Origin of the sequence: Streptomyces sp. NBC_00523 (assembly GCF_036346615.1) — a bacterium.
Taxonomy (GTDB): domain Bacteria; phylum Actinomycetota; class Actinomycetes; order Streptomycetales; family Streptomycetaceae; genus Streptomyces.
Genome location: NZ_CP107836.1, coordinates 4,333,918 through 4,356,229, shown reverse-complemented (window position 1 = coordinate 4,356,229; position 22,312 = coordinate 4,333,918). Strand labels below are relative to the sequence as shown.

Genomic DNA, 22,312 nt, shown 5'->3' with positions numbered 1-22,312 from the left:
TCGATCAGGACGGACGCGACATGGAACGGGAGCTGGACAGGATGGGAAGGCGGATGAGGAACCCCGGCGAGCACGGCACGTCGGGCGGCGGGAGCGTCGGGGCCTACCTGCTCCACCGGGCGAAGCCGCACCTGCCGCCGTGGCTCGGCGTCGCCGGGATCGGCGTCGCCGGGTCGGGTGCGCACCTGATGTGGGCGGACTCGGTCGGCGCCGGCGTCGGCCTCACCCTGTCCGCGGTCGCCCTGACCGGGGCGACCTGGTGGGCCGGGCGCGAGACCAGCCCCCAGCGGCGCCTGCACTCCGCGATCACCGTCGCTGCCGGGTCCGCATGGATGACCGGAGCCGCCCTCGCCGGTCCCCTGGCCGGCAGCCTCCCGGACGTCTACCTGATGGGCGGGGCGGTCCTTGCCCTGTCCTGGAACATCCGCATGGCTCTGCGTACCTCGGACAGCGAGGTGGCCGGGGCGGCGGACAAGGGACTGCTGGAGAAGGTCGGTCTCGCGAAGGCGAAGATCGGGCGTACGCAGGTCGAGCCGAACCGGGTCACCGCCGCGCTCGCGCTGGAGCCCGGGGAGCAGACCACCGACGACGTCGCGAAGGCCCTGGCGCGGATCGCGTCGGCGCTGGACCTGCCGCAGTCGGCGGTACGGTTCCAGCCCGACCCGGACTCCGCCCGCCGCGGGGACCTGGTCATCGTGCCCAAGGACATGCTCACCGAGGCAGAGCCGTGGGAGGGACCGTCCCAGCCGGGCGGGTCGATCATGGACCCGCTCGTCATCGGGCGGTACGACGACGGATCGCCGCTGGTGGTGTGGCTGCCGGGCGACCCGGAAGCCGGGCGCAACGCCCAGCACTTCCTGATCGCCGGGGGCACCGGCTCCGGCAAGGGCGACGCGGCGCTGAACCTGCAAACGGAGATCCTGTCCCGCCGCGACGTCATCATGTGGCTGTCCGACCCCAAGGCGTTCCAGGACTTCCGCCCCCTGCTGCCCGCCTACGACTGGGCCGTGGAAGGCGGGGCAGGCACCGAAGCCATGGTGGAGGCACTTCAGCAGGTCATCCCGGCCCGGACCGGGTGGCTGGGCAAGCACTCCTACCGGCAGTGGACCACGCAGGCAGCCGAGCGGCAGACCGACCCGGCGCACTCCTGCCGCCCGGACAACACCGCATGTGGGTGTGAGGGCATGCCGTACATGGTCGCCTGGATGGAAGAGGCTGCCAACACCCTGCGGGCCCTCGGCGACGACGCGTTCACCGGCATCGCGCAGGAAGCCCGCTCCGCCGGGTGCTCGCTGATCGTGTCGCTCCAACGGCCCTCGTACGACCAGATGTCCACCAGCACCCGGGCCTCCCTGCCCTCGGTCATCGCTCTGGGCTGCGACCCCCGCGATGAGGGGTTCTCCCTCCCGGACTCGGTCATCGACGCCGGGGCCCACCCCGGAGCGTGGGGCAACCGCAAGCCGGGCTACTGCTACGTCGTCGCCGGCGGCATCGACCCCGACCGCTACGCCGCCCCGGCCCGCACACGGCAGTTCACCGCGGATGCCGCATCGGTCATGGAAATGCTCGCCCAGTGGGCGCTCCGTAACGGTGCCACCGCCGACGCCGTCACCACCGGGGCCGCGAAGGCGGTCGTCGGCAACGCCTACACCGGCCGGCAGACCCCGAGCGACGAGACGGAGCCGACCGTGCCCGACCACGACGACGACAGCAGCCAGACCGGCACCCTCCTGGACCCCGAGGACGCCGCCATGGACCCCGAGGCCGACCTCCCCGACCCGCAGCAGGGCGACGACGCCCCGTTGTTCGGACAGGAGGCTGGTCGCAAGCCGAGCCCGGAGGAAGCCCGGCAGTTGTTCGCCCGCGCGCTCGATGAGTTCGAGGCGAACGGGCAGATGGTCGTCGGGCCGAAGGACTTCATGGACTGGTGCGACGCCAACGGCTACAGCCGCCCCTGGGTCTCCGCTCGTCTCCGCGACGCGGCCATGGAAGGCCGCCTCCAGCCGACCGCCCAGACCGGCCGCTGGCGCATCGTTCCCGCCCTCGCCGCCGCGGCCTGACACCCGGCGTGACGCCTGACACCATCACGGGCCCGTGACACCCAAACCCCTAGGCGGGAGCAGGTGTCACGCGCCCTGACACCCCGGCCTGACACGCCCTGACACCCACACGTGACACCCACCGGGGTCCCCGCTCAACCGAGCGCGGCACCCCGGCCCGTTCCGGGAGGAACATCCCCATGAACCGACCCGAACAGCCCCCCGTCGACCGGCCGCTCACCCCCGCCGAAGCCGACCTCCGCGCCCGCCAACTCATCGACCAGGCATACATGCCGACCTCGTACCGCGACGAGACCACCCCACCCGCGTACGGGCCGACACCGCCCATCGCGCAGCCGGGGCGCCCACCGATGAGCCAGAAGGCCGCGGACGCCAGCGCCCTCATGCTCACCGGCAGCATCGCCACCCTGTCCCTCGGCGGCGCGACCTCCCTCGTCCTCTACACCCTCGGCCACGTCGACCCCGTAACCCTCGCCGTCGGCGCGGGCGGACCCGTCGCCCTGATCCTCGCCGTCGGCTCCTTGCTCCGCTCCGCCGGCCGCGCCAAGGCCGACGCCCACACCGAGCACCACCACCACTACAAGGGCCCCGTCCACCAGGACCAGCGCACCACCCGCACGACCAACCGGGGCGTCTGGACCAGAACCGTCAACCGTCACTGAGCGACAGAAACCTGTCCAAGCACGACTGAGGGCGGCCCCCGTCTCGCCAAAGCCTGGGGCCGCCCTCATCCAGCAACCCATTCACGAGAACTGGAGACATCCAGCATGACCCAACCCACCACCATCCGGCGAGCCCGCGGTCACCGGCCCAAGATCCTGGACCTCTTCTCCTGCGCCGGGGGCGCGGCCATGGGATACAACCGCGCCGGATTCGACGTGACCGGCGTCGACATCATCGACCGACCCAGCTATCCCTTCAGCTTCGTCCGGGCTGACGCCCTGGACCACCTCGCCGCCCTGATCACGTCCGGGGAGATCACCCGGTTCGCGGCGGTGCACGCCTCCCCGCCGTGCCAGGCCGGATGCACGCTCACGGTCGGTACCAACCAGTCGCGCGGCTGGGGCCGTACCCACGTCCAGCTCATCCCCGAACTCCGGGTCCTGCTCGACACCACCGACCTCCCCTACGTCATCGAGCAGCCCAACGGAAAGGCCCCCGTCCGCGCCGATCTTCGGTTGTGCGGGGAGATGTTCGGGCTCGGGGTCCTGCGCCACCGCGTCTTCGAACTGGGCGGCGGCTGGACCGTGCCCCAGCCCGCGCATCCGAAGCATCGGGGGTACGTGCGCGGCTACCGCCACGGCGTCTACCGCGACGGACCATACGTCGCCGCGTACGGGGCCGGCGGCGGCAAGGCCAGTGTCCCCGAGATGCAGGCCGCCATGGACATCACCTGGACCGACGTCCGCGAGGAACTGACCGAGGCCATCCCCCCGGCCTTCACGGAGCTGATCGGCAGTGCCCGAATCGCGTCGATGCAGGCGGTGGCCGCATGAACACCCACCTGCAAACCGCCCTCGGTCTGGCCGCACGCGGCGTGCCGGTGCTGCCGCTGCGGGCAGGAAAGGTCCCGTTCGGGAACTGCCGAGCCTGCCGGAACAACGCCTGCGGCGGCCGGCCGAGCATGAAGACCCCCGGCCCCTGCGAGTGCTCGCGCCCCTGCCACGCCTGGGCCGCCGCCACCACCGACCCCGCCACCTTGACCGGGCCCGGATGGGCGTCGGCGTGGCGACAGGCCGGTGCTGTGGCCTACCACCCCGGCGGCACCAAGCTGACCGTGGTCGACCTGGACGACGCCCACGCCATCGCCTGGGCCCGTGCCACGCTCCCCGCCACTCGCACCGTGCCGACGACGCGGGGCGAACACTGGATCTACAAGGGCAACATGCAGTCCGCGAACGCCGTGCGCCTCGGCGTCGACATCAAGTCCACGATGTCTTACGCCCGCTGGCTGGGCCCCGGCACCGGCACTATGGCCCCCCTGCCCCACACCGTCCGCGCGCTGGTCGCCTCGAAGCCGTCTCCGGTCCGGCCCGTCACCGCGCCCCTGCCGACCGCGGACGAGGAGTGCCGGCACCGCACACCCGTCTTCCTGGAACGCGGGATCGCAATGGCCGAGCAGCAGATCACCGCAGCCACCACCGCCGTGCACGCCACCGTCTACCGCACCTTCCTCGCCGTGCTCTCCACCCACGGCGGGTGCGGCTGCCTGACCGACACCCACATGCAGCGCCTGTTCGCCGCCGCCCAGACCAAAGGCGAGAGCGCCCGGCACTGCACCGACGCCTGGACCAACGCCCTCGCTCGACTGGGGATGTAACCGTGTCCGACGACGAGAAGAACCCCGCCCGCGAAGTCATCACCGACTACGCCCAGTCCCACTTCCGGTACTTCCGCACCGCCGACGGCACCGTCTACGCCCAGCGCAACGGCCACCCCGTCGCCCGCCCCATCCGCTCCCAGGGCACCACCGGCAGCCACCGCCAAGAACTCATGGTCGGCCTCTACAAGGACGGCCACGGCATGTTCAACGGCACCGCCCTCAAGGAAGCGCTCGACTTGATCGAAGCACTCGCCCTGACCGAGGACACCCAGGCCGTGCACATCCGCGTCGCCCCCGGCTTCGACGGCGCGACGTGGCTAGACCTGGGCCGATCCGACGGGCAGTCCGTGCGCATCCACCCCACCGGCTGGGACATCACCGTCCCCGACCCGCGCGAGGTGTGCTGGCGGCGCACCCAGCTCACCGGCGAGCTTCCGTTGCCGGCCAAGGACACCGAGGGCAAGGGCATCGACCTCCTGCTGCGGCTGTGCAACTTCGCCACCGCGGAAACCGAGTGCCTGGCCATCGCCTGGCTCATCGGCTGCCTGGGACCCTCCGTTCCCGTCCCCGCCCCGTTCCTCACCGGCCCCCAGGGGGCGGGGAAGTCCACGGGCGGACGAATGCTCGTACGCATCGTGGAGGGCATGAGCGGCGACCTACGCCGGGCCCCGAAGGACGAGGAGAACCTGATCGCCGCCGTCGCCGCGGGGTGGGTAACCGCGCTGGACAACCTGTCCCACATGACGCCGGACCTGTCCGACGCCATGTGCTGCATCGTCACCGGAGCCGAGAACGTCAAGCGCGCCCTGTTCACCGACGGCGACGTCTTCCGCGCCCGCTACCGCCGCCCCCTGCTCCTGACCGGCATCGACGTCGGCGTCATCCGCCCCGACCTCGCAGAACGCCTCCTGCCCTTGCGGCTGGAGCGCCCCCGCGTCCGACGCACCGAAGCCGAACTCTGGATGGAGTACGAGGACGTCCTGCCCGTCGCCCTCGGGTCGCTCCTTGACCTGACGGTGAAGGTGCGGGCCGCCGAGGCAGAGACGCCGACGGATCTGCGGATGGCGGACTTCGCGCACCTGTGCGCGCAGCTCGACGTCGCCACCGGCCTCGGTGCACTCGCGGCGTACCGGGCGAGCCTGGACGACCTGAACGACGACGTGATCGAGGGGGACCTCCTCGCTCAGACCGTCCTCGCGCACGCCGACACCATCGCCCCGAGTAGCGAGCAGCGCATGACGTCCACCGAGTGGCTGCACTGCCTCAGCCGCGTCTACAGCGGTGACGAACTCCGTCCGCTCCCCAAGGGGTGGCCGACCACCGGCAAGGTGCTCTCCGACCGGCTCAAGCGGCTGCAACCCACCCTCGCCGCCCGCGGGGTCCTCATCGACAGCGGACGCACCAAAGCGGGCCGCTACCTCGAAATGACCCGCCAAAGCGCACCGCCACCGCCCGAACAGGCGACCGCATTCTGACCCGAGCCCGGCTCACCCGCCCAAGCAAGAAGAGCACCGCCCGCCCGGGTGCTCCTCTTGCTTGTCGGCGGAACGCCGCGCCAAAGGCGTGCCCGAAGGGCTCCTTCTCACGCCTGAACGAGCACCACCACTACTACAGACCGCCCCTCTCTTTTCCTAAGTAGGGAAGGTCTGCGTCACCTGCGTCACCCACGGCGAAAACTGGCCCTTGACCTGCGACAACAACGGTGACGCAGACGGCCGCCCCTGCGTCATCCTGCGTCACCTGCGTCACCAGGCGACGCAGACGATGACGTACCGATGACGCCCGCCCGCTCACCTACGTCACCCAAAGCCCCTGGTCAGAGGCTCAGGTGACGCGGGTGACGCGGTGACGCAGAAATCCCCACTTAGGACAGATGCACCCTCACGCCCAGATCCCAGAGGAGTAGCACCCATGGCCCACCCCCAGATGCTCAAACTCCCCGAAGTCCTCGCCGAACTCGGCATGAGCCGCGCCGCCTTCTACCGCATGCGCGCCCGCCGTCAGGGCCCCCGCCTCATCAAGCTCCCGAACGGCCAGATCCGCGTTCGCCGCTCCGACCTGGACGCGTGGTGGGCGCAGTACGAGGAGACCGCCGCCTGACCTTCCCCTGACGCACCGACCACCGAGGGCCCGCCACTCAGGCGGGCCCTCTCCTCATGGAGAACCATGTCTCTCACGTACGACGTAAGCCTCTACTCACTTGAAGTCCGCCGCGAACGCCCGAAGCCCTACCGGGTGCGCTGGCGGGTCGGGCAGCGCAAGCACTCCAAGAGCTACCAGCTCAAGGCGCAGGCCGACGGCCGCCGGTCCGAGCTGATGACCGCCGTCCGGCGCGGCGAGCAGTTCGATGAGGAGCTGGGGCTCCCCGTGTCCGAGATTCGCGCGATGCAGGGCTCCATCACCTGGTACGAGCACACCCGCGCGTACATCGACCGGAAGTGGGCCGCCGCGCCGGCGAAGTCGCGGAAGAACTACGCGGACGCCCTCGCGACCATCACGCCGGCGCTCATGAAGACAAGGGTCGGGCGCCCGGACACGGCGACGCTCCGCAAGGCCCTGTACGGGTGGGCGTACAACCGGAACCGGTGGGATGACGAACCCCCGGCGGACGTGGCGCACGCCCTGCGCTGGGTGGCCAAGAACTCGTATCCGATCTCCGCGCTCGAACAGTCCGCCACCGTACGGCTCGCCCTGGACGCGCTCGCCCTCAAGCTGGACGGCAAGCCCGCCGCCCCTCGCACCGCGCGCCGCAAGCGGGCCTGCCTGAGCGACGTGCTCGGTCTCGCAGTCGAGCAGGGCTACTTCTCCACGCCGGTCAACCCGCTCACCACCGTGAAGTGGGCGGCTCCCAAGACCGCCGAGGAAGTCGACCCAGACAGCGTGGCCAACCCCCGCCAGGTGCGAGCGCTGCTCAGGGGCGTACGCGAGCAGGGCCCCCGCGGTGAACACCTCGAAGCGTTCTTCGGCTGCCTGTACTACGCGGCCATGCGGCCGGCAGAGGCAACGGCCCTGCGGCTCCCCCAGTGCCACCTGCCGGAATCCGGCTGGGGCACCCTGACCCTCCGGCAGGGCTTCGTACGGGTCGGGAAGGGCTGGACCGACGACGGCCAGGCGCACGAGGCCCGGCACCTCAAGGCGCGCGCGGTGAAGGACTCACGGCCCGTGCCGATCCCTCCGCACTTCGTGCGGATGCTCCGGGAGCACGTCGCCGCGCACGGCACCGCCCCGGACGGGCGGCTGTTCCGGACCAACCGCGGCGGGCTGCTCCAGGAGACCGGGTACGGCGAGGTGTGGGCGCAGGCCCGGGCGGACGTGCTCACGGAGGAGGAATCGGCGTCGCAGCTCGCCCGGCGACCGTATGACTTGCGTCACGCCGGGGTGTCCTTCTGGCTCAGCTCCGGGGTGGATCCGATGGAGTGCGCGCGGCGGGCCGGCCACACGATCGCGGTGCTGTTCCGCGTCTATGCGAAGGTGCTCGCCCGTACGCAGGACCGGGCGAACCGGCGGATCGATGAAGCCATGCGGGAGTGGAACGAACCCGAGTAGGCACCCTCCCCCGGGGGACGTCTGGGGGACACGCCCTGGTCGGAGCTGGGATTCCAGCGAGATCAGGTGAGACAAGGTGGCGTTTCGGGCGCCTGGAGCTCCCCCGCCCGCACAACGAAAAAACCCCTTCCGACCTGCCAAAACAGCAGGTCGGAAGGGGTTTCACTTCCAGTGGCGGCGCCAGGGTTCGAACCTGGGTAGGCTGAGCCGGCAGATTTACAGTCTGCTCCCTTTGGCCACTCGGGCACACCGCCAAGGGATGCCGCCTTCGAGTCCCGGGTTTCCCGCGGTGCTCTCTGGCAACGACGTAAACAATACCTGATGACCCAGGGTGCTACGCCACCGGATTGTTCGGAGGCCCGGACGGTCTCGGGTGGCTAGGCTTTACGCGGCCGCTGCGCCAGGTACGTACTTCCAGCACCCCCGATCCAAGGAGCCACACGTCATGGCCGACTCCAGTTTCGACATCGTCTCGAAGGTCGAGCGGCAGGAGGTCGACAACGCCCTCAACCAGGCCGCCAAGGAGATCTCCACCCGTTACGACTTCAAGGGCACGGACGCGTCGATCGCGTGGTCCGGCGAGAAGATCCTGATGCAGGCGAACGGCGAGGAGCGGGTCAAGGCCATCCTCGACATCTTCCAGTCCAAGCTGATCAAGCGCGGGATCTCGCTGAAGTCGCTGGACGCCGGTGAGCCGCAGCTGTCCGGCAAGGAGTACAAGCTGTTCGCCTCGATCGAGGAGGGCATCTCCCAGGAGAACGCCAAGAAGGTCGCGAAGATCATCCGCGACGAGGGCCCCAAGGGTGTCAAGGCCCAGGTCCAGGGCGAGGAGCTGCGGGTCACGTCGAAGAGCCGGGACGATCTGCAGGCCGTGCAGGCGCTGCTGAAGGCCCAGGACTTCGACTTCGACGTGCAGTTCGCGAACTACCGCTAGAGCGGGGCGGTCCGGGTGCGGAGGCTTTCGTTCCGTGCCCGGACTGCATGTCCGAATACCGCCGGTTCCGGCGGTTCGGGCGCAGCAGACTGGTCCGTGGCGGCCGGCGTTCCGGCCGGTCGTACGGACGAGGAGAGGGACCGGTCATGACCATGCACGCGACGGTCGACAGCCCGCTGGGTGAACTGCTGCTGACCGGGGAAGAGGCCCCGGGCGGGGCGGGCGTCGCGCTCGTCTCGCTCTCCGTGCCGGGCCAGAAGGGCGGCACCGTTGTCCAGGACGGCTGGGTGTACGCGCCGGAGGCGTTCGCGGGGGTCGCCGCCCAGTTGCGGGAGTACTTCGAGGGGCGCAGGACGCGCTTCGAGCTGGTGTACGCGCAGGGGCGGGGCACCGAGTTCCAGCGGCGGGTCTGGGCCGCGCTGGACGCCGTTCCGTACGGCGAGACGGTCTCGTACGGGCAGATCGCCGCGCGCGTCGGCGCGTGCGGCGCCGGGGTGCGGGCCGTGGGCACGGCGATCGGGCGCAATCCGCTGCTCGTCGTGCGGCCGTGCCACCGGGTGATCGGCGCGGACGGCGCCCTGCGCGGGTACGCGGGCGGGCTTGAGCGCAAGGAACGGCTGCTGGGGCTCGAAGGGGCCCTGACGGGGCGTTGACGGGCCACCGCTGATGGACGGGCTCTTCCCCAGGTCGCGGGCCGTCGTCGCGCCCGGGGCCGTGCATGTGCCCGACTGGCTGTCGCCGGAGCGGCAGCGGGAGTTGGTGGCGGCGTGCCGGGAGTGGGCGCGGGGGCCCGTGCCGCTGCGGCACACCGCGTTGCCGGGTGGCGGGGTCATGTCGGTGCGGACGGTGTGCCTCGGGTGGCACTGGCAGCCGTACCGCTACTCGCGTACCGCCGACGATGTGAACGGCGCTCCGGTCGTCCCGTTCCCGGACTGGCTCGCGGAGTTGGGGCGGGCGGCGGTGGCGGAGGCGTACGGGCCGGGAGACGGCTCGGAGGCGTACGCGCCGGATGCCGCGCTGGTCAACTTCTACGACGGCACGGCCCGGATGGGCATGCACCGGGACAACGAGGAGCGGTCCGGGGCGCCCGTGGTGTCGCTCAGCATCGGGGACACGTGTGTCTTCCGGTTCGGCAACACGGAGGGCCGGGGCAGGCCGTGGACGGACGTGGAGCTGGCGTCCGGGGACCTGTTCGTGTTCGGCGGTCCGGCACGCCGGGCGTTCCACGGGGTGCCGGTGGTCCGGCCCGGCACCGCCCCTCCTGGTACGGGGATGAGCGGTGGCCGGCTCAATGTGACGTTGCGTGAAACAGGGTTGGGGCCTGGCTGACTCAGCGGCGTTCGCGGGAGTTGCCGAAGAGCAGCCGGTAGGCGATCAGCAGGATCAGTGAGCCGCCGATGGCCGCGACCCAGGTCGCCGGGTCGAAGAAGTCCTTGGTGATCTCGCGGTCCAGGAAGCGCGACGATATCCAGCCGCCGAGGAACGCGCCGACGATCCCTATGAGCGTGGTGCCGATCAGGCCGCCGGGGTCGCGCCCCGGCAGCAGGATCTTGGCGATGACGCCCGCGATGAGCCCGAGAATGATCCAGCCGATAATGGTCATGCGTGCGAACCTACCCGTCCCTCTGTCCTGGAATCCAAGACGCCGGGGACGGGCGGGTGGTTGCGTGCGCCGCGCCGCGGTCCGGGGGCCTACCAGCCGGCGAACTGCTCGTCGGTGCGCACGATCTCCTTGCCGAAGGGCATCAGGGACACCGGGATCAGCTTGAAGTTGGCGATGCCCAGGGGGATTCCGATGATCGTGAGGCACAGGGCGATGCCCGTGGTGATGTGACCGAGCGCCAGCCACCAGCCGGCGAGGATCAGCCAGAGCACGTTGCCCACGCAGGACGGGCCGCCCGCGTCCCGGCGGTCGACCACCCGGTGCCCGAAGGGCCACAGGGCGTAGACGCCGATCCGGAAGGCGGCCAGGCCGAACGGGATGCCGATGATCGTGATGCAGAGCAGGAGTCCCGCGAGCAGGTAGCCGAGGAACATCCAGAATCCGCAGAGGACCAGCCAAATGACGTTCAGAATGGTTTTCACGGGCGAGGACCTGCCATCTGCTCGAGTCGGGCGATGCGCTCCGCCATCGGCGGGTGGGTCGAGAACATCTTGGACATCCCCTGCCCCGCGCGGAACGGGTTGGCGATCATCATGTGGCTCGCGGTCTCGATCCTGGGCTCCGGGGGCAGCGGAAGCTGCTGTGTCCCCGCCTCCAGCTTCCGCAGGGCACCGGCGAGGGCCAGCGGGTCGCCGGTGAGCCGGGCGCCCGAGGCGTCCGCCTCGTACTCCCGGGAACGGCTGACGGCCAGCTGGATGACGGACGCGGCGAGCGGGCCCAGGATCATGATCAGCAGCATGCCGAGGAGGCCGGGGCCCTCGTCGTCGTTGGAGCGGCCGACCGGGATCAGCCAGGCGAAGTTGACCAGGAACATCACGACGGAGGCCAGTGCTCCGGCGACGGACGAGATGAGGATGTCCCGGTTGTAGACGTGGCTCAGCTCGTGGCCGAGGACGCCGCGCAGCTCGCGCTCGTCCAGGAGGCTCAGGATGCCCTCGGTGCAGCAGACCGCCGCGTTGCGCGGATTGCGGCCGGTCGCGAAGGCGTTGGGGGCCTGGGTCGGGGAGATGTAGAGCCGGGGCATGGGCTGGCGCGCCGAGGTGGAGAGCTCGCGGACCATGCGGTAGAGCTGGGGCGCCTCGAATTCGCTCACGGGGCGGGCGCGCATGGCCCGCAGCGCCAGCTTGTCGCTGTTCCAGTACGCGTACGCGTTGGTGCCGACCGCCACCACGAGGGCGACGATCAGGCCCGTACGGCCGAAGAAGCTGCCGATGACGATGATGAGTGCGGACAGGCCCCCGAGGAGTACGGCGGTTCTCAGCCCGTTGTGCCGGCGGTGCACGGTACGCCCTCCAAATCGTGCAGCAGGGGAGCCCTTGGCGGGTGGGGCCCCACCGCTCAGTGGAGCCTCCCGTACTGGTCAACGCCAGGCGGCGGGAGCGAGTTCCCTGGTCCGGACGGCCCGACGGCCCAGGCCGGCCCCGCTGTACGCGTGGGTCCGGGCTCTGGGCCGTCCGGGTGGAGGTGTCCGGCGCTCTCAGCGCTGGGCGGGGAGCTTCGCGAGTTCCACGGCCTCGGGGTCGGGCTCGACCTCGCTGGTGCAGTGGGCGCAGCGGGAGGCGATGGCCGGGATCTCCGTGTAGCAGCGGGGGCAGTCGCGCAGGGCGGCCTTGATGTCGACCGGCTCGTCGGCCTTCTTGGCGTTGAAGCGGTCCTGGACCTTGGCCATCGGCATGACGACGCCGAAGTAGAGGACGGCGGCGGTGATGAGGAAGGCGATGGCCGCGGCGATGAACAGGCCGTACGGGAACTTCACGCCGTCGACCGTGAAGTGCGCGTTGCTGAAGTCGCCGGTGCCGCGCGTGATGATGCCGATCAGCGGCACGATGAAGCCGTTGCTGAACCCGGTGACGACCGCGGTGAACGCGGCTCCGACGGCGAGACCGACCGCCATGGAGATGACGTTCCCGCGCAGGATGAAGTCCTTGAACCCGCTCAGCACTGCTCTGGCTCCTTGTGGTGATGAGAACGTCGTACGCGTTCCAAGGCACCGACCTTGCCCTGCGCGGGCGGCCCGGAGCAAGCCGATCTTGTCACCTTTCGAACAGGCGATCGGAATCAGAAGAGATTGACGGTGGCGAATCTCAGCACGGTCTGCGGAGCGCCCGACAGGACGACTCCGGCGGCCGCGGTGAGGACGATCGCCGCGGTCAGGGACGCCGGGACACGGTGCCGTACGGCGGGCGCGGCCTCTTCCCCGTCGGCGGGCGCGCGGAACAGGGCGGCCGTCCACTGGAGGTAGTAGTACAGGGCGACGACGACGTTGACGGCCATCACGACGGCGAGCCAGCCCAGGCCCGCGTCGACGGCGGCGGAGAACACCGTGACCTTGGCGAAGAGCCCGATGATCCCCGGCGGCAGCCCGGCCAGGCAGAGCAGGAAGAACGCCAGCGCGAGGGCGGCCAGGGGCCGGGTGGCGTACAGGCCGCGGTAGTCGTCCAGACGGTTGCCGGGGCGGGTACGGGCGACCAGGGCGGCCACCGCGAACGCGCCGAGGTTCACGACGGCGTACATCAGGGCGTACGCCACGGTGGAGCCGATCCTGCGCTCCCCGGCGTACGCGGCGGAGGCGATCGGGACCAGCAGGTACCCGGCCTGGGCGACGGAGGACCAGGCGAGCAGGCGTACGGCGCTGCGCGCGCGGGAAGCGCTCTGGCGCAGCGCGGCGACGTTGCCGACGGTCATCGTGAGCGCGGCGAGGACCGCGAGGGCGGGGCCCCACACGTCCGCGTACGCCGGGAAGGCGATCACGGTGACGAGGATGAGGCCGGTGAAGCCGACCGCCTTGCCGACGACCGAGAGGTAGGCGGCGATGGGCAGCGGGGCGCCGACGTAGGTGTCGGGCACCCAGAAGTGGAAGGGCGCGGCGGCCGTCTTGAAGGCGAAGCCGACCAGGGTCAGCGCGACGCCCGCCCCGGCGAGGGTGGAGAGCTGGGGGTCGACGCGGCCGAGGCGCCCGGCCAGGTCCGTGAGGTGGAGCGTGCCGGTGGCCGCGTACACGAAGCTGACGCCGAGGAGCATCACGGCGGTGGCGGTCACGGAGGACAGGAAGAACTTCAGCGCGGCCTCGGAGGAGCGCCGGTCGCCGCGCTTGATGCCGACGAGGGCGAACGCGGGCAGCGAGGCGACTTCGAGGGCGATGACCAGCGTGGCGAGGTCCCGCGAAGCGGGCAGCAGCGCGGCGCCGGCGGCCGACGAGAGCAGCAGGAACCAGAACTCGCCCGCCGGGAGCTTACGGGTGTCGCCGAGGGAGAGCAGCGCGGTGAGCAGCGCGCCGCCGAGCACGAGGGCCTGGATGACCAGGGTGAAGTGGTCGGCGGTGTAGCTGCAGGCGTGGCTGCCGCTGGTGAGGCAGAAGGTCGAGCGGTCGCCTTCGTGGAGCGGGATGATCAGGGCGAGCGAGACGACGAGCCCGGCGACGGCCCCGTAGCCGAGGAGCGGTTTGCGGGCCTCGGTGACGAAGAGGTCGGCGACCAGGACGACGAGGGCGACGGCCGCGGCGGTGAGCGGGGGCGCGATGGCGAGCCAGTCGACGGACTGGACGAGGCTGGTGGCGCTCTCGGCCGCTGTGGTCACGACTTGCCTCCTGCGAGGAGCTTCTGCACGGCCGGGTCGGTGAGGCCGAGGAGGACGGCGGGCCACAGGCCGGCGAGGACGGTGAGGGCCGCGAGGGGGGTCCAGGCGGCGAATTCGTAGCTCTGGACGTCGGCGATCGGCCGCGGTTCGTCGCGCTGGGCGCCCATGCAGACGCGGCGGACCACGATCAGCAGGTACGCGGCGGTGAGCAGGGTGCCGAAGGCGGCGATCGACATGAACGTCAGGAAGGCGGGCCGGCTCAGCCCCTCGGCCGGGTCGAACGCGCCGAACAGGGCCAGCATCTCGCCCCAGAACCCGGCGAGTCCCGGCAGCCCGAGGGAGGCGACCGCGGCGAACGCGAGGAGGCCGCCGAGGCGGGGCGCGCGGCCGTAGAGCGCGGCGCCGGTGGCTCCGGCGAGGGTGTCCAGGTCGGCGGTGCCGTACCGGTCCTTGACGGCGCCGACCAGGAAGAACAGCAGGCCGGTGATGAGCCCGTGGGCGATGTTGGCGAAGAGCGCGCCGTTGACGCCGGTGGGGGTCATGCTCGCGATGCCGAGGAGCACGAAGCCCATGTGGCCGACGGAGGAGTACGCGATGAGCCGCTTCAGGTCGCCCTTGGCGCCGGGCCGGGCGAGGGCCAGGCAGGCGAGCGATCCGTAGACGATCCCGGCGACGGCGAAGGCCGCGAGGTACGGGGCGAAGGTGTGCATCCCGTCGGGGGCGACCGGGAGCAGGATGCGGACGAAGCCGTACGTGCCCATCTTCAGCAGGACGCCCGCGAGGAGCACGGAGCCGACGGTCGGGGCGGCGGTGTGGGCGTCGGGCAGCCAGCTGTGGAGCGGCCACATCGGGGTCTTCACGGCGAGCCCGATCCCGATCGCCAGAACGGCGGTGACCTGCACGGACGAGGTGAGCCCGCGACCGTTGTCAGTGGCGAGTGCCACCGTGTCGAAGGTGCCGCTCTTCAGTCCGATGAGGAGCAGGCCCAGCAGCATGACGACCGAGCCGAGCAGTGTGTAGAGGATGAACTTCCAGGCGGCCGCCTGCCTCCCCGCACCGCCCCATCGGGCGATCAGGAAGTACATCGGGATGAGCACCATCTCGAACGCCAGGAAGAACAGGATCAGGTCGAGGACGGCGAAGGTGGCGAGGGTGCCGGACTCCAGGAGGAGGACCAGCGCGACGAACGCCTTCGGGGAGGGGCCTTCGGGCAGCTTGAAGTAGCTGTAGAGCGCGCAGAGGAAGGTCAGCAGCGCGGTCAGGACGAGCAGGGGGAGCGAGATGCCGTCGATGCCGAGGTGGATGCGCACGTCGAGCGCCGGGATCCAGCTGATGTCGGTGGTGGCCTGCATCTTCGACGGGTGGTCGTGGTCGAAGCCGGCGGCCAGCACCAGGGTCGCCAGGAGGATGACGCCGGTGACGGTCACGCCGTGGCGGAGCACGGCCTGGTCGGGGCTGCGGCCCTTCAGCCCGGGCGGGGCGGGGAGCAGGGCGGCGACGGCGCCGATGAGCGGGCCGACGACGACGAACGCCAGAAGGAACTGCATCACGGATGCGCTGATATCGATCACGGCTCAGGACCCCGCGTTGACGTTGGCGAAGACGACGGCGGCGACCGCCAGGACCAGGGAACCGGCCAGCAGTGCGCTGAGGTAGGTCTGCACGTTGCCGGTCTGGGCGCGGCGGACGGCCGTGCCGAGCCAGCGTGCGCCGGTGGCGGAGCCGCGTACGTAGGTCTCCACGACCTCGCGGTCCAGGAAGCGGACGAGGCGGGCGGCGGCCTGGACGGGGCGGACGAACAGCGCCACGTACAGGGCGTCGAGGTGGAAGCCGGTGGCCGCGTGGCGGTGGAGCGGGCCGAGCAGCAGGCGTCCGGGGTCGGCGGGGTCGGGGGCGTCCCCGGCCGGGCCGTAGGCGGCGGTGCGGGCCTCGATCGCCTCGATCTCCACGAGGGCCGGTTCCGCGTCCGGGTGGGCGACGACCGAGCCCATGGGGACGCGGGCGGCGAGCGCGGTGGTGTGGCGCCAGGCCGCGTAGGTGACCAGGCCGCCGACGAGGCCGACGCCGGTGGACAGGACCGCGGTGGTCAGCGAGGGGACGAGGCGGTGGCCGTCGAACCAGTCGCCGATGACGCCGACGCTCAGCCCGAGGGCGATGGTCGGGACGGCCAGGACCCACAGGACGGCGGTCATGGCGGCGGGCTGCCTGCCGTGGTCGGGGGCCTCGGCGCCCCGGCCCCGGAAGGCGAGGAGCCAGAGCCGGGTGGCGTAGGCGGCGGTGAGCACGGCGGCCAGCAGCCCGGCGACGAGGACCGTCCAGCCGGCGGCGGCCGGGGCGACGTGCCGGTCGCCGAGCGCGGTGTGCTCGGCGGCGACGAGGACGGCTTCCTTGGAGAAGAAGCCGGCGAACGGGGGGATGGCGGCGAGCGCGAGCAGCGCGACGGTCATCGTCCAGTAGGCGTCCGGGATGCGGCGGGCGAGGCCGCTCATCCGGGACATGGCGGCCAGTGAGTTGGTGCCGGCGGCGTGGATGACGACGCCGGCCGCGAGGAAGAGGACCGCCTTGAAGGCACCGTGCGAGACGAGGTGGAAGACGGCGGCCCCCCGGTCGCCGACGGCCAGGGCGCCCGACATGTAGCCGAGCTGCCCGATGGTCGAGTAGGCGAGGACGCGCTTGATGTCGTCCTGGGCGAGCGCGGCGAGCCCGGACCCGATCATCGTGACGGCCGCCATCACGGCGAGGACGACCAGGGCCGCGCCGGAGGCCGCGAAGACGGGGAGGAGCCGGGCGACGAAGTAGATGCCGGCGGCGACCATCGTCGCCGCGTGGATCAGCGCCGAGACGGGGGTGGGGCCGGCCATGGCGTCGGGGAGCCAGGTGTGCAGGGGGAACTGCGCGGACTTGCCCGCGACCCCGGCCAGGAGGAGGAGCGCGATGAGGGTGGGGTGATCGAGGCCGCCGTGGGCGACGGCGCCCAGGACGCGGGTGATGCGGAAGGAGCCGGTGTCGGCGGCGAGCGCGAACAGGCCGATGAGGAAGGGGACGTCGCCCAGCTTGGTGACCAGGAACGCCTTCAGGGAGGCGGCGCGTGCCTCGGGCGTCTCCCAGTAGTGGCCGACCAGGAAGTACGAGCAGATGCCCATGACCTCCCAGCCGACCAGCAGCACCATCAGGTCGCCGGAGTAGACGACGAGCAGCATCGCGGAGGTGAAGAGGGAGACCAGCGCCGCGTACGAGGGGTAGCGGGGGTCGTCGCGGAGGTACGCGGTCGAGTAGATCTGCACGCAGCTCGCGACCAGGGCGACCAGCACGGCGACGAGGACGGCGAAGCCGTCGAGGTGCAGCGCGAGGTCGATGGGGACGGAGCCGGTGGGGGTGAGCTGGGTCGCCGCGTCGATGGCCCGGCCACCGCCCTGGCGCGCGGCCACGGTGGCCGCGAGGACGAGCGAAACGAGGGAGGGCAGGACGGCGAGCGGGCGCACGTACTCGGGTGCGGTGCGGCCGAGGAGCAGCCCGGCGGCCGCGCCCAGGAACGGGAGGAGGGGGACGAGGACGGCGAGGGTCGTGGTGGTCACGGGGTGGCCTCTGCCTTCTTTGCCTTCCCTGCCGCAGCAGTGGCCTGGTCTTCGGGGTCGGGGGCGTCGTCCTCGTCGTCGCCGGCCGGGACGGTCTCGGCCTCGTCGGTCTCGGCGGTGTCGCGGAGGCGGTCGACGTCGGAGCTGCCCCGGTTGCGGTGGACGGCGAGGACGATCGCCAGGCCGATGCCGATCTCCGCCGCCGCGATGGCGATGGTGAACAGGGTGAGGGCCTGGCCGGAGTGCAGGCGGTCGCGGAGCCATACGTCGAACGCGACCAGGTTGAGGTTGACGGCGTTGAGCATCAGCTCGACGGACATCAGGACGAGGATCGCGTTGCGGCGGGCGAGAACTCCGTACAGCCCGGTGCAGAAGAGGAGGGCGGCGAGCACCGCGGGATAGGCGAGGTGCATCAGCGCTTGTCCTCTCGGGGCGGGGTGGCGTCGGCCCGGCCGCCCTTGCGGGAGAGGACGATCGCGCCGACCAGGGCGGCGAGCAGAAGGACGGAGAGCGCTTCGAAGGGGAGCACCCAGTTGCGGAAGAGGAAGGCGCCGGTGACCTCGGTGGAGCCCTGGGCGGGCCCGTCCAGCTCGATCCACGTCGTACGGAAGGCGTCCACGACGACCCAGACGAGGGCGCCGGCGGAGGCGACGGCGACCGCGAGGGCGGGCAGGCGGTTCTCCGAGTCGGCGTCCGGGGAGCGGCCGATCGGGGCCCTGGTGAGCATCAGCCCGAACAGGAGGAGGACGACGACGGAGCCCACGTAGATCAGTACCTGCACCCAGGCGATGAACTCCGCCGTGAGCAGGAGGTACTCGACGGCGAGACCGCCGAGCGCCACGATCAGCCAGAGGGCGGCGTGCACCAGCTGCCTGGTCGTGACGGTCACGAGGGCCGCGCCGAGGGTGGCGATGCCGACGAGGACGAAGGCGATCTCGACGCCTGCCGGGGAGAGGAAGCCGGGGGCCGCCTCGGCGGCCGCGAGGGCGGTGATCATGCGTTGCCCTCCTGCGCCGTGTCCTGCTCCTGCTCCTGCTGGGCGCGGAGCTTGTCGGCCGTCTTGCGGGCCGCGGCGAGTTCCTTCGGTTCCTCGGCGAGCGGGTCGAGCGCGGGCGGTTCCGGGACCGTCCACATCCAGTCGCGCAGCTTGTCGCGCTCATGGGTGAGGTCCAGGATGTCCGTCTCCGCGTACTCGAACTCCGGCGACCAGAACAGCGCGTCGAACGGGCAGACCTCGATGCAGATGCCGCAGTACATGCAGAGCGAGAAGTCGATCGCGAAGCGGTCGAGGACGTTGCGGCTGCGTTCGCGGCCGCCCGGGGCCGCGGCGGGCACCGTCTCCTTGTGGGAGTCGATGTAGATGCACCAGTCGGGGCACTCGCGGGCGCACAGCATGCAGACCGTGCAGTTCTCCTCGAACAGCGCGATGACGCCGCGCGAGCGGGGCGGCAGTTCGGGCTGCACGTCCGGGTACTGGGCGGTGACGGTCTTCTTCGTCATCGTCCGCAGGGTGACGGCGAGGCCCTTGGCCAGACCTGAGCCGGGGATCGGGGGCACTAGTTGATCGCCACCTTCACGATGCCGGTGAGCGCGATCTGCGCGAGAGCGAGCGGGATGAGGGTCGTCCAGGCGAGCTTCTGCAGCTGGTCCTCGCGCAGGCGCGGGTAGGTCACGCGCAGCCAGATCACGATGAACGCGAGGATGCCGGTCTTCAGCAGGGTCCAGACCCAGCCGAGTCCGTCGGCGCCCATCGGGCCGTGCCAGCCGCCGAGGAACAGCACGGTGGTCAGCCCGCACAGCACGACGATGCCGGCGTACTCGGCGAGCAGGAACAGCGCGAAGCGGAGGCCGGTGTACTCGGTGTACGCGCCGAAGATGATCTCCGAGTCGGCGACCGGCATGTCGAACGGGGGGCGCTGGAGTTCGGCGAGTCCGGCCACGAAGAAGACCAGGGCTCCGGTGATCTGCCAGGGCAGCCACCACCACGCGAACGCGTCCAGGATGCCGGGCAGCGAGACCGTGCCCGCCGCCATCGCCACCGAGGCGGCGGCGAGCAGCATCGGGAGCTCGTACGCGAGGAGTTGCGCGGCGGTGCGGAGGCCGCCGAGCAGGGAGAACTTGTTGGCCGACGCCCAGCCGGCCATCAGCGAGCCGAGTACGCCCACGCCCATCACGGCGAGTACGAAGAAGATGCCCGCGTCGACGACCTGGCCGACCGCGCCCTCGCCCGGGCCGATCGGGATCGCGACCAGCACGAGCAGATACGGGAGGAGGGCCACGGCCGGCGCCAGGCGGAAGACCTTGCGGTCGGCGCCGGCGGGGACGATGTCCTCCTTCTGCGCGAACTTCACGCCGTCGGCGACGAGCTGGGCCCAGCCGTGGAAGCCGCCCGCGTACATGGGGCCGAGGCGGCCCTGCATGTGGGCCATGACCTTGTGCTCGGTCTGGCCGACGACGAGCGGAAGGACCATGAAGACGGCGAAGACGATGACAATGCGGAGGGCGACGTCCAGGGCGTCGTTCACTCTTGATCGCCTCCGTTGTCGGGGGTGGGGTCGTTGTCGGGTCGAACCGGGGGCTTGGTCTCCTGCGGGTTGCGCCACGGCGCGTCCGTCGCCGGAGGCGACCCCGCCCCCTGCTGGCTCGCCGAGCCCTGGGACGCGCTGCGGCTGCGGCGCGGGCGGGTAGCCGGCGCCTCCGGCGGAGCCGCCGCTTCGGGCGTGCTCGGCGTGGCCTCGCCCGCCGTGCGGGCACGTCGCGCCGGGCGGTCCCCCGCGGCCCGCGCGCCCCGCGCCGGGCGCGCCGGAGCCGGCGGCAGCTGGCCCTTCAGCGGGCCCCACTCGTTCGGGTCCGGGACGCCCGGGGGGAGCATCGTGCGGCGCTTCGGGCCGCCGTGGTCCGACTCGCCCGGTTCCTTCGCGCCCGGCCATGCCTTCGCCACGCGGGCGGCCAGCACGAAGTCCTTGCGGAGGGGGTGGCCCTCGAAGTTCTCGGGGAGGAGGAGCGGGACGAGATTCGGGTGGTCCTCGAAGACGACGCCGAACATCTCGTGCGTCTCGCGTTCGTGCCAGGCGGCCCCCGCGTACACACCGATCGCCGTCGGCAGCGACGGGGCCTCGTGCGGCACCGTCGTACGGACGAGCAGGCGGCGGACCCCGGAGCCGGGCAGGGCCGCCACGTGCGCGCACACCCGGAAGCCCGTGCCCGGTTCGTCCACCGCGCTCAGCCAGTCGAAGTACGTGCAGCCGAGGGTGTCCCGGGCGGTTTCGAGGGCGGGGAGCCAGGAGGCGGGCGGGACGTCGACCGTAAGGAGGTCGTACGCCTGCTCGGCCGTCGCGTCCTCGCCGAAGATTTCCGTCACCGCGTCCGGGAGCCGGTCGAAGAGGGTCACTTCCCGTCCTCCTCGGCCGGAGGCGGAGTCACCAGGCCGCTGCGCAGCGCCGCCGTCGACGGGCGGGCGCCCGCGGCCTCCGCGTAACGCTCCCCCAGCGACTCGCGCGCGATCTTCTCCTGGAGCTTCAGGATGCCCTGGAGCAGCGCCTCGGGGCGGGGCGGGCAGCCGGGGACGTAGACGTCGACGGGGATGATCTGGTCGACGCCCTTCGTGACGGAGTACGAGTCCCAGTACGGGCCGCCGCAGTTGGAGCAGGCGCCGAAGGAGATGACGTACTTGGGCTCGGGCATCTGCTCATACAGGCGCTTGACCGCCGGGGCCATCTTGTCCGTCACCGTGCCGGAGACGATCATCAGGTCGGCCTGGCGCGGGCCCGGCGCGAAGGGGATGACGCCGAGCCGGATGAAGTCGTGGCGCGCCATGGAGGCGGCGATGAATTCGATGGCGCAGCAGGCGAGTCCGAAGTTGAAGACCCAGAGGCTGTAGCGGCGGCCCCAGTTGAGGACCACCTTCATCGGTTCCGGCGCGAGTCTGGACAGGACGCCCAGGCGCTTCGGTTCCGGGAGGAACGTGGGTACGGCGGCGGGTTCGTCCCCCGCCCCGGCCGACGACGGGCTCGTCACGTCCATTCGAGGACGCCCTTCTTCCATGCGTAGAGCAGTCCCACGGCCAGGAAACCGAGGAAGATGAACATTTCCACCAGCGTGGTCGCGCCGTAGCCCGGCGCCGCGAAGACCGTCGCCCAGGGGAACAGGAAGATCGAGTCGACGGCGAAGATCACGTACAGGAAGGCGTACACGTAGTAGCGGACCTGGGTGTGCGCCCAGCCCTCCCCCACCGGGTCCACGCCGCACTCGTACGTGAGCAGCTTCTCCGGCGTCGGGACCACCGGCCGCAGCAGCCGGCCCGCGCCGAAGGCGACGGCGACGAACAGGACGCCCACCAGGGCGAGGAGTCCGACCACCGAGTAGCTGTGGAAGTAGTCCGACGACGCGAGCACCGTCCGCGCCGGTGTCGATGCCGCACCGGGAAGACCCGTCACGTCCGCCCCTCGCTCCCTAGCCCCGTCCACGATCTGTACGCACGGGAGTCTAGGCCCTGTAAAGGACGGGTAAGCAGTTGCGTCGGGCAACGAACGGGGAACGGGAGCGGGACGGGTGGGGCACGAGGGGGGCGCGGGTGGGGATATCCCTACTTCACCTCACCCACGAGCCCCATGGCATCCGCCTCGCGCGCCCGGC

The 22,312-nt window shown here is 71.3% G+C and carries 24 protein-coding genes and 1 tRNA gene; 10 read left to right on the top strand and 15 right to left on the bottom strand.

Annotation, left to right across the window (positions count from 1 at the left end; all coding sequences use genetic code 11):
• Positions 1–53 precede the first annotated feature (53 nt).
• The 7 genes from traB (at position 54) to OHS17_RS19820 (ending at position 7,929) form a co-directional block, all read left to right on the top strand.
• On the top strand, positions 54–2,060 hold the full coding sequence (gene traB, locus OHS17_RS19850; protein WP_330313271.1) for a plasmid transfer protein TraB: 2,007 nt from the start codon (positions 54–56) through the stop codon (positions 2,058–2,060).
• 179 nt (positions 2,061–2,239) lie between these two features.
• Positions 2,240–2,722, top strand: coding sequence for a hypothetical protein (locus OHS17_RS19845; RefSeq protein WP_330313270.1), 483 nt, complete (start codon positions 2,240–2,242; stop codon positions 2,720–2,722).
• A 105-nt stretch (positions 2,723–2,827) separates the two neighbouring features.
• Positions 2,828–3,556: a DNA methylase gene (locus OHS17_RS19840; RefSeq protein WP_330313269.1), complete on the top strand. Its 729-nt coding sequence runs from the start codon at positions 2,828–2,830 to the stop codon at positions 3,554–3,556.
• Positions 3,553–4,380 carry a bifunctional DNA primase/polymerase gene (locus OHS17_RS19835; RefSeq protein ID WP_330313268.1) on the top strand — a complete coding sequence of 276 codons (828 nt, stop codon included), beginning with the start codon at positions 3,553–3,555 and terminating at the stop codon, positions 4,378–4,380. The genes OHS17_RS19840 and OHS17_RS19835 overlap by 4 nt, the downstream gene beginning before the upstream one ends.
• A gap of 2 nt (positions 4,381–4,382) precedes the next feature.
• The gene (locus OHS17_RS19830; RefSeq protein ID WP_330313267.1) at positions 4,383–5,858 is read left to right on the top strand and encodes an ATP-binding protein; all 1,476 of its coding nucleotides are present in this window, start codon (positions 4,383–4,385) and stop codon (positions 5,856–5,858) included.
• A 436-nt stretch (positions 5,859–6,294) separates the two neighbouring features.
• Positions 6,295–6,483: a helix-turn-helix transcriptional regulator gene (locus OHS17_RS19825; RefSeq protein ID WP_330313266.1), complete on the top strand. Its 189-nt coding sequence runs from the start codon at positions 6,295–6,297 to the stop codon at positions 6,481–6,483.
• 66 nt (positions 6,484–6,549) lie between these two features.
• The gene (locus OHS17_RS19820; protein ID WP_330313265.1) at positions 6,550–7,929 is read left to right on the top strand and encodes a tyrosine-type recombinase/integrase; all 1,380 of its coding nucleotides are present in this window, start codon (positions 6,550–6,552) and stop codon (positions 7,927–7,929) included.
• 172 nt (positions 7,930–8,101) lie between these two features.
• Here OHS17_RS19820 and OHS17_RS19815 read toward each other — a convergent pair.
• Positions 8,102–8,183 (bottom strand) — tRNA-Tyr (locus OHS17_RS19815).
• A 191-nt stretch (positions 8,184–8,374) separates the two neighbouring features.
• Here OHS17_RS19815 and OHS17_RS19810 point away from each other — a divergent pair.
• The 3 genes from OHS17_RS19810 (at position 8,375) to OHS17_RS19800 (ending at position 10,192) form a co-directional block, all read left to right on the top strand.
• Positions 8,375–8,863, top strand: a complete 489-nt coding sequence (locus OHS17_RS19810; protein WP_018101275.1) for a YajQ family cyclic di-GMP-binding protein — start codon at positions 8,375–8,377, stop codon at positions 8,861–8,863.
• A 146-nt stretch (positions 8,864–9,009) separates the two neighbouring features.
• A complete protein-coding gene (locus tag OHS17_RS19805; protein WP_330313264.1) occupies positions 9,010–9,516 on the top strand; it encodes a methylated-DNA--[protein]-cysteine S-methyltransferase in 507 nt (168 codons plus the stop codon).
• Between the two features lie 13 nt (positions 9,517–9,529).
• Positions 9,530–10,192, top strand: coding sequence for an alpha-ketoglutarate-dependent dioxygenase AlkB family protein (locus OHS17_RS19800; RefSeq protein WP_330313263.1), 663 nt, complete (start codon positions 9,530–9,532; stop codon positions 10,190–10,192).
• A gap of 1 nt (position 10,193) precedes the next feature.
• On the opposite strand, the gene OHS17_RS19795 is transcribed toward OHS17_RS19800, so the two are convergent.
• The 14 genes from OHS17_RS19795 to OHS17_RS19730 all read right to left on the bottom strand — a co-directional run bounded on the left by OHS17_RS19795 (position 10,194) and on the right by OHS17_RS19730 (position 22,113).
• Positions 10,194–10,466 (bottom strand): GlsB/YeaQ/YmgE family stress response membrane protein, encoded by a 273-nt coding sequence (locus OHS17_RS19795; RefSeq protein WP_018101278.1) that lies wholly within the window; start codon positions 10,464–10,466, stop codon positions 10,194–10,196.
• 89 nt (positions 10,467–10,555) lie between these two features.
• Positions 10,556–10,948 (bottom strand): YccF domain-containing protein, encoded by a 393-nt coding sequence (locus OHS17_RS19790; protein ID WP_026171283.1) that lies wholly within the window; start codon positions 10,946–10,948, stop codon positions 10,556–10,558.
• Complete coding sequence (htpX, locus tag OHS17_RS19785; RefSeq protein WP_018101280.1) at positions 10,945–11,808, bottom strand: zinc metalloprotease HtpX; 864 nt, start codon at positions 11,806–11,808, stop codon at positions 10,945–10,947. Before htpX ends, OHS17_RS19790 begins: the two co-directional genes overlap by 4 nt.
• Before the next feature lie 195 nt (positions 11,809–12,003).
• The gene (gene mscL, locus OHS17_RS19780; protein WP_018101281.1) at positions 12,004–12,468 is read right to left on the bottom strand and encodes a large conductance mechanosensitive channel protein MscL; all 465 of its coding nucleotides are present in this window, start codon (positions 12,466–12,468) and stop codon (positions 12,004–12,006) included.
• A 116-nt stretch (positions 12,469–12,584) separates the two neighbouring features.
• Positions 12,585–14,102 (bottom strand): NADH-quinone oxidoreductase subunit N, encoded by a 1,518-nt coding sequence (locus OHS17_RS19775; RefSeq protein WP_330313262.1) that lies wholly within the window; start codon positions 14,100–14,102, stop codon positions 12,585–12,587.
• Complete coding sequence (locus OHS17_RS19770) at positions 14,099–15,649, bottom strand: complex I subunit 4 family protein (RefSeq protein ID WP_330315302.1); 1,551 nt, start codon at positions 15,647–15,649, stop codon at positions 14,099–14,101. The genes OHS17_RS19775 and OHS17_RS19770 overlap by 4 nt, the downstream gene beginning before the upstream one ends.
• Positions 15,650–15,676: 27 nt before the next feature.
• Positions 15,677–17,677, bottom strand: coding sequence for an NADH-quinone oxidoreductase subunit 5 family protein (locus tag OHS17_RS19765; RefSeq protein ID WP_330313261.1), 2,001 nt, complete (start codon positions 17,675–17,677; stop codon positions 15,677–15,679).
• Entirely contained in the window at positions 17,674–18,090 is a 417-nt protein-coding gene (gene nuoK, locus OHS17_RS19760) for an NADH-quinone oxidoreductase subunit NuoK (protein WP_161206912.1), read from the bottom strand. Before nuoK ends, OHS17_RS19765 begins: the two co-directional genes overlap by 4 nt.
• Entirely contained in the window at positions 18,090–18,674 is a 585-nt protein-coding gene (locus OHS17_RS19755; RefSeq protein WP_330313260.1) for an NADH-quinone oxidoreductase subunit J family protein, read from the bottom strand. The genes nuoK and OHS17_RS19755 overlap by 1 nt, the downstream gene beginning before the upstream one ends.
• Positions 18,671–19,234, bottom strand: a complete 564-nt coding sequence (locus OHS17_RS19750) for a NuoI/complex I 23 kDa subunit family protein (RefSeq protein ID WP_330313259.1) — start codon at positions 19,232–19,234, stop codon at positions 18,671–18,673. The genes OHS17_RS19755 and OHS17_RS19750 overlap by 4 nt, the downstream gene beginning before the upstream one ends.
• The gene (locus tag OHS17_RS19745) at positions 19,234–20,202 is read right to left on the bottom strand and encodes a complex I subunit 1/NuoH family protein (protein WP_330313258.1); all 969 of its coding nucleotides are present in this window, start codon (positions 20,200–20,202) and stop codon (positions 19,234–19,236) included. The genes OHS17_RS19750 and OHS17_RS19745 overlap by 1 nt, the downstream gene beginning before the upstream one ends.
• Positions 20,199–21,068 carry an NADH-quinone oxidoreductase subunit C gene (locus tag OHS17_RS19740; protein WP_330313257.1) on the bottom strand — a complete coding sequence of 290 codons (870 nt, stop codon included), beginning with the start codon at positions 21,066–21,068 and terminating at the stop codon, positions 20,199–20,201. Before OHS17_RS19740 ends, OHS17_RS19745 begins: the two co-directional genes overlap by 4 nt.
• On the bottom strand, positions 21,065–21,700 hold the full coding sequence (locus OHS17_RS19735) for an NADH-quinone oxidoreductase subunit B (protein ID WP_330313256.1): 636 nt from the start codon (positions 21,698–21,700) through the stop codon (positions 21,065–21,067). The genes OHS17_RS19740 and OHS17_RS19735 overlap by 4 nt, the downstream gene beginning before the upstream one ends.
• Complete coding sequence (locus OHS17_RS19730) at positions 21,691–22,113, bottom strand: NADH-quinone oxidoreductase subunit A (RefSeq protein ID WP_376455720.1); 423 nt, start codon at positions 22,111–22,113, stop codon at positions 21,691–21,693. Before OHS17_RS19730 ends, OHS17_RS19735 begins: the two co-directional genes overlap by 10 nt.
• Positions 22,114–22,312: the final 199 nt, after the last annotated feature.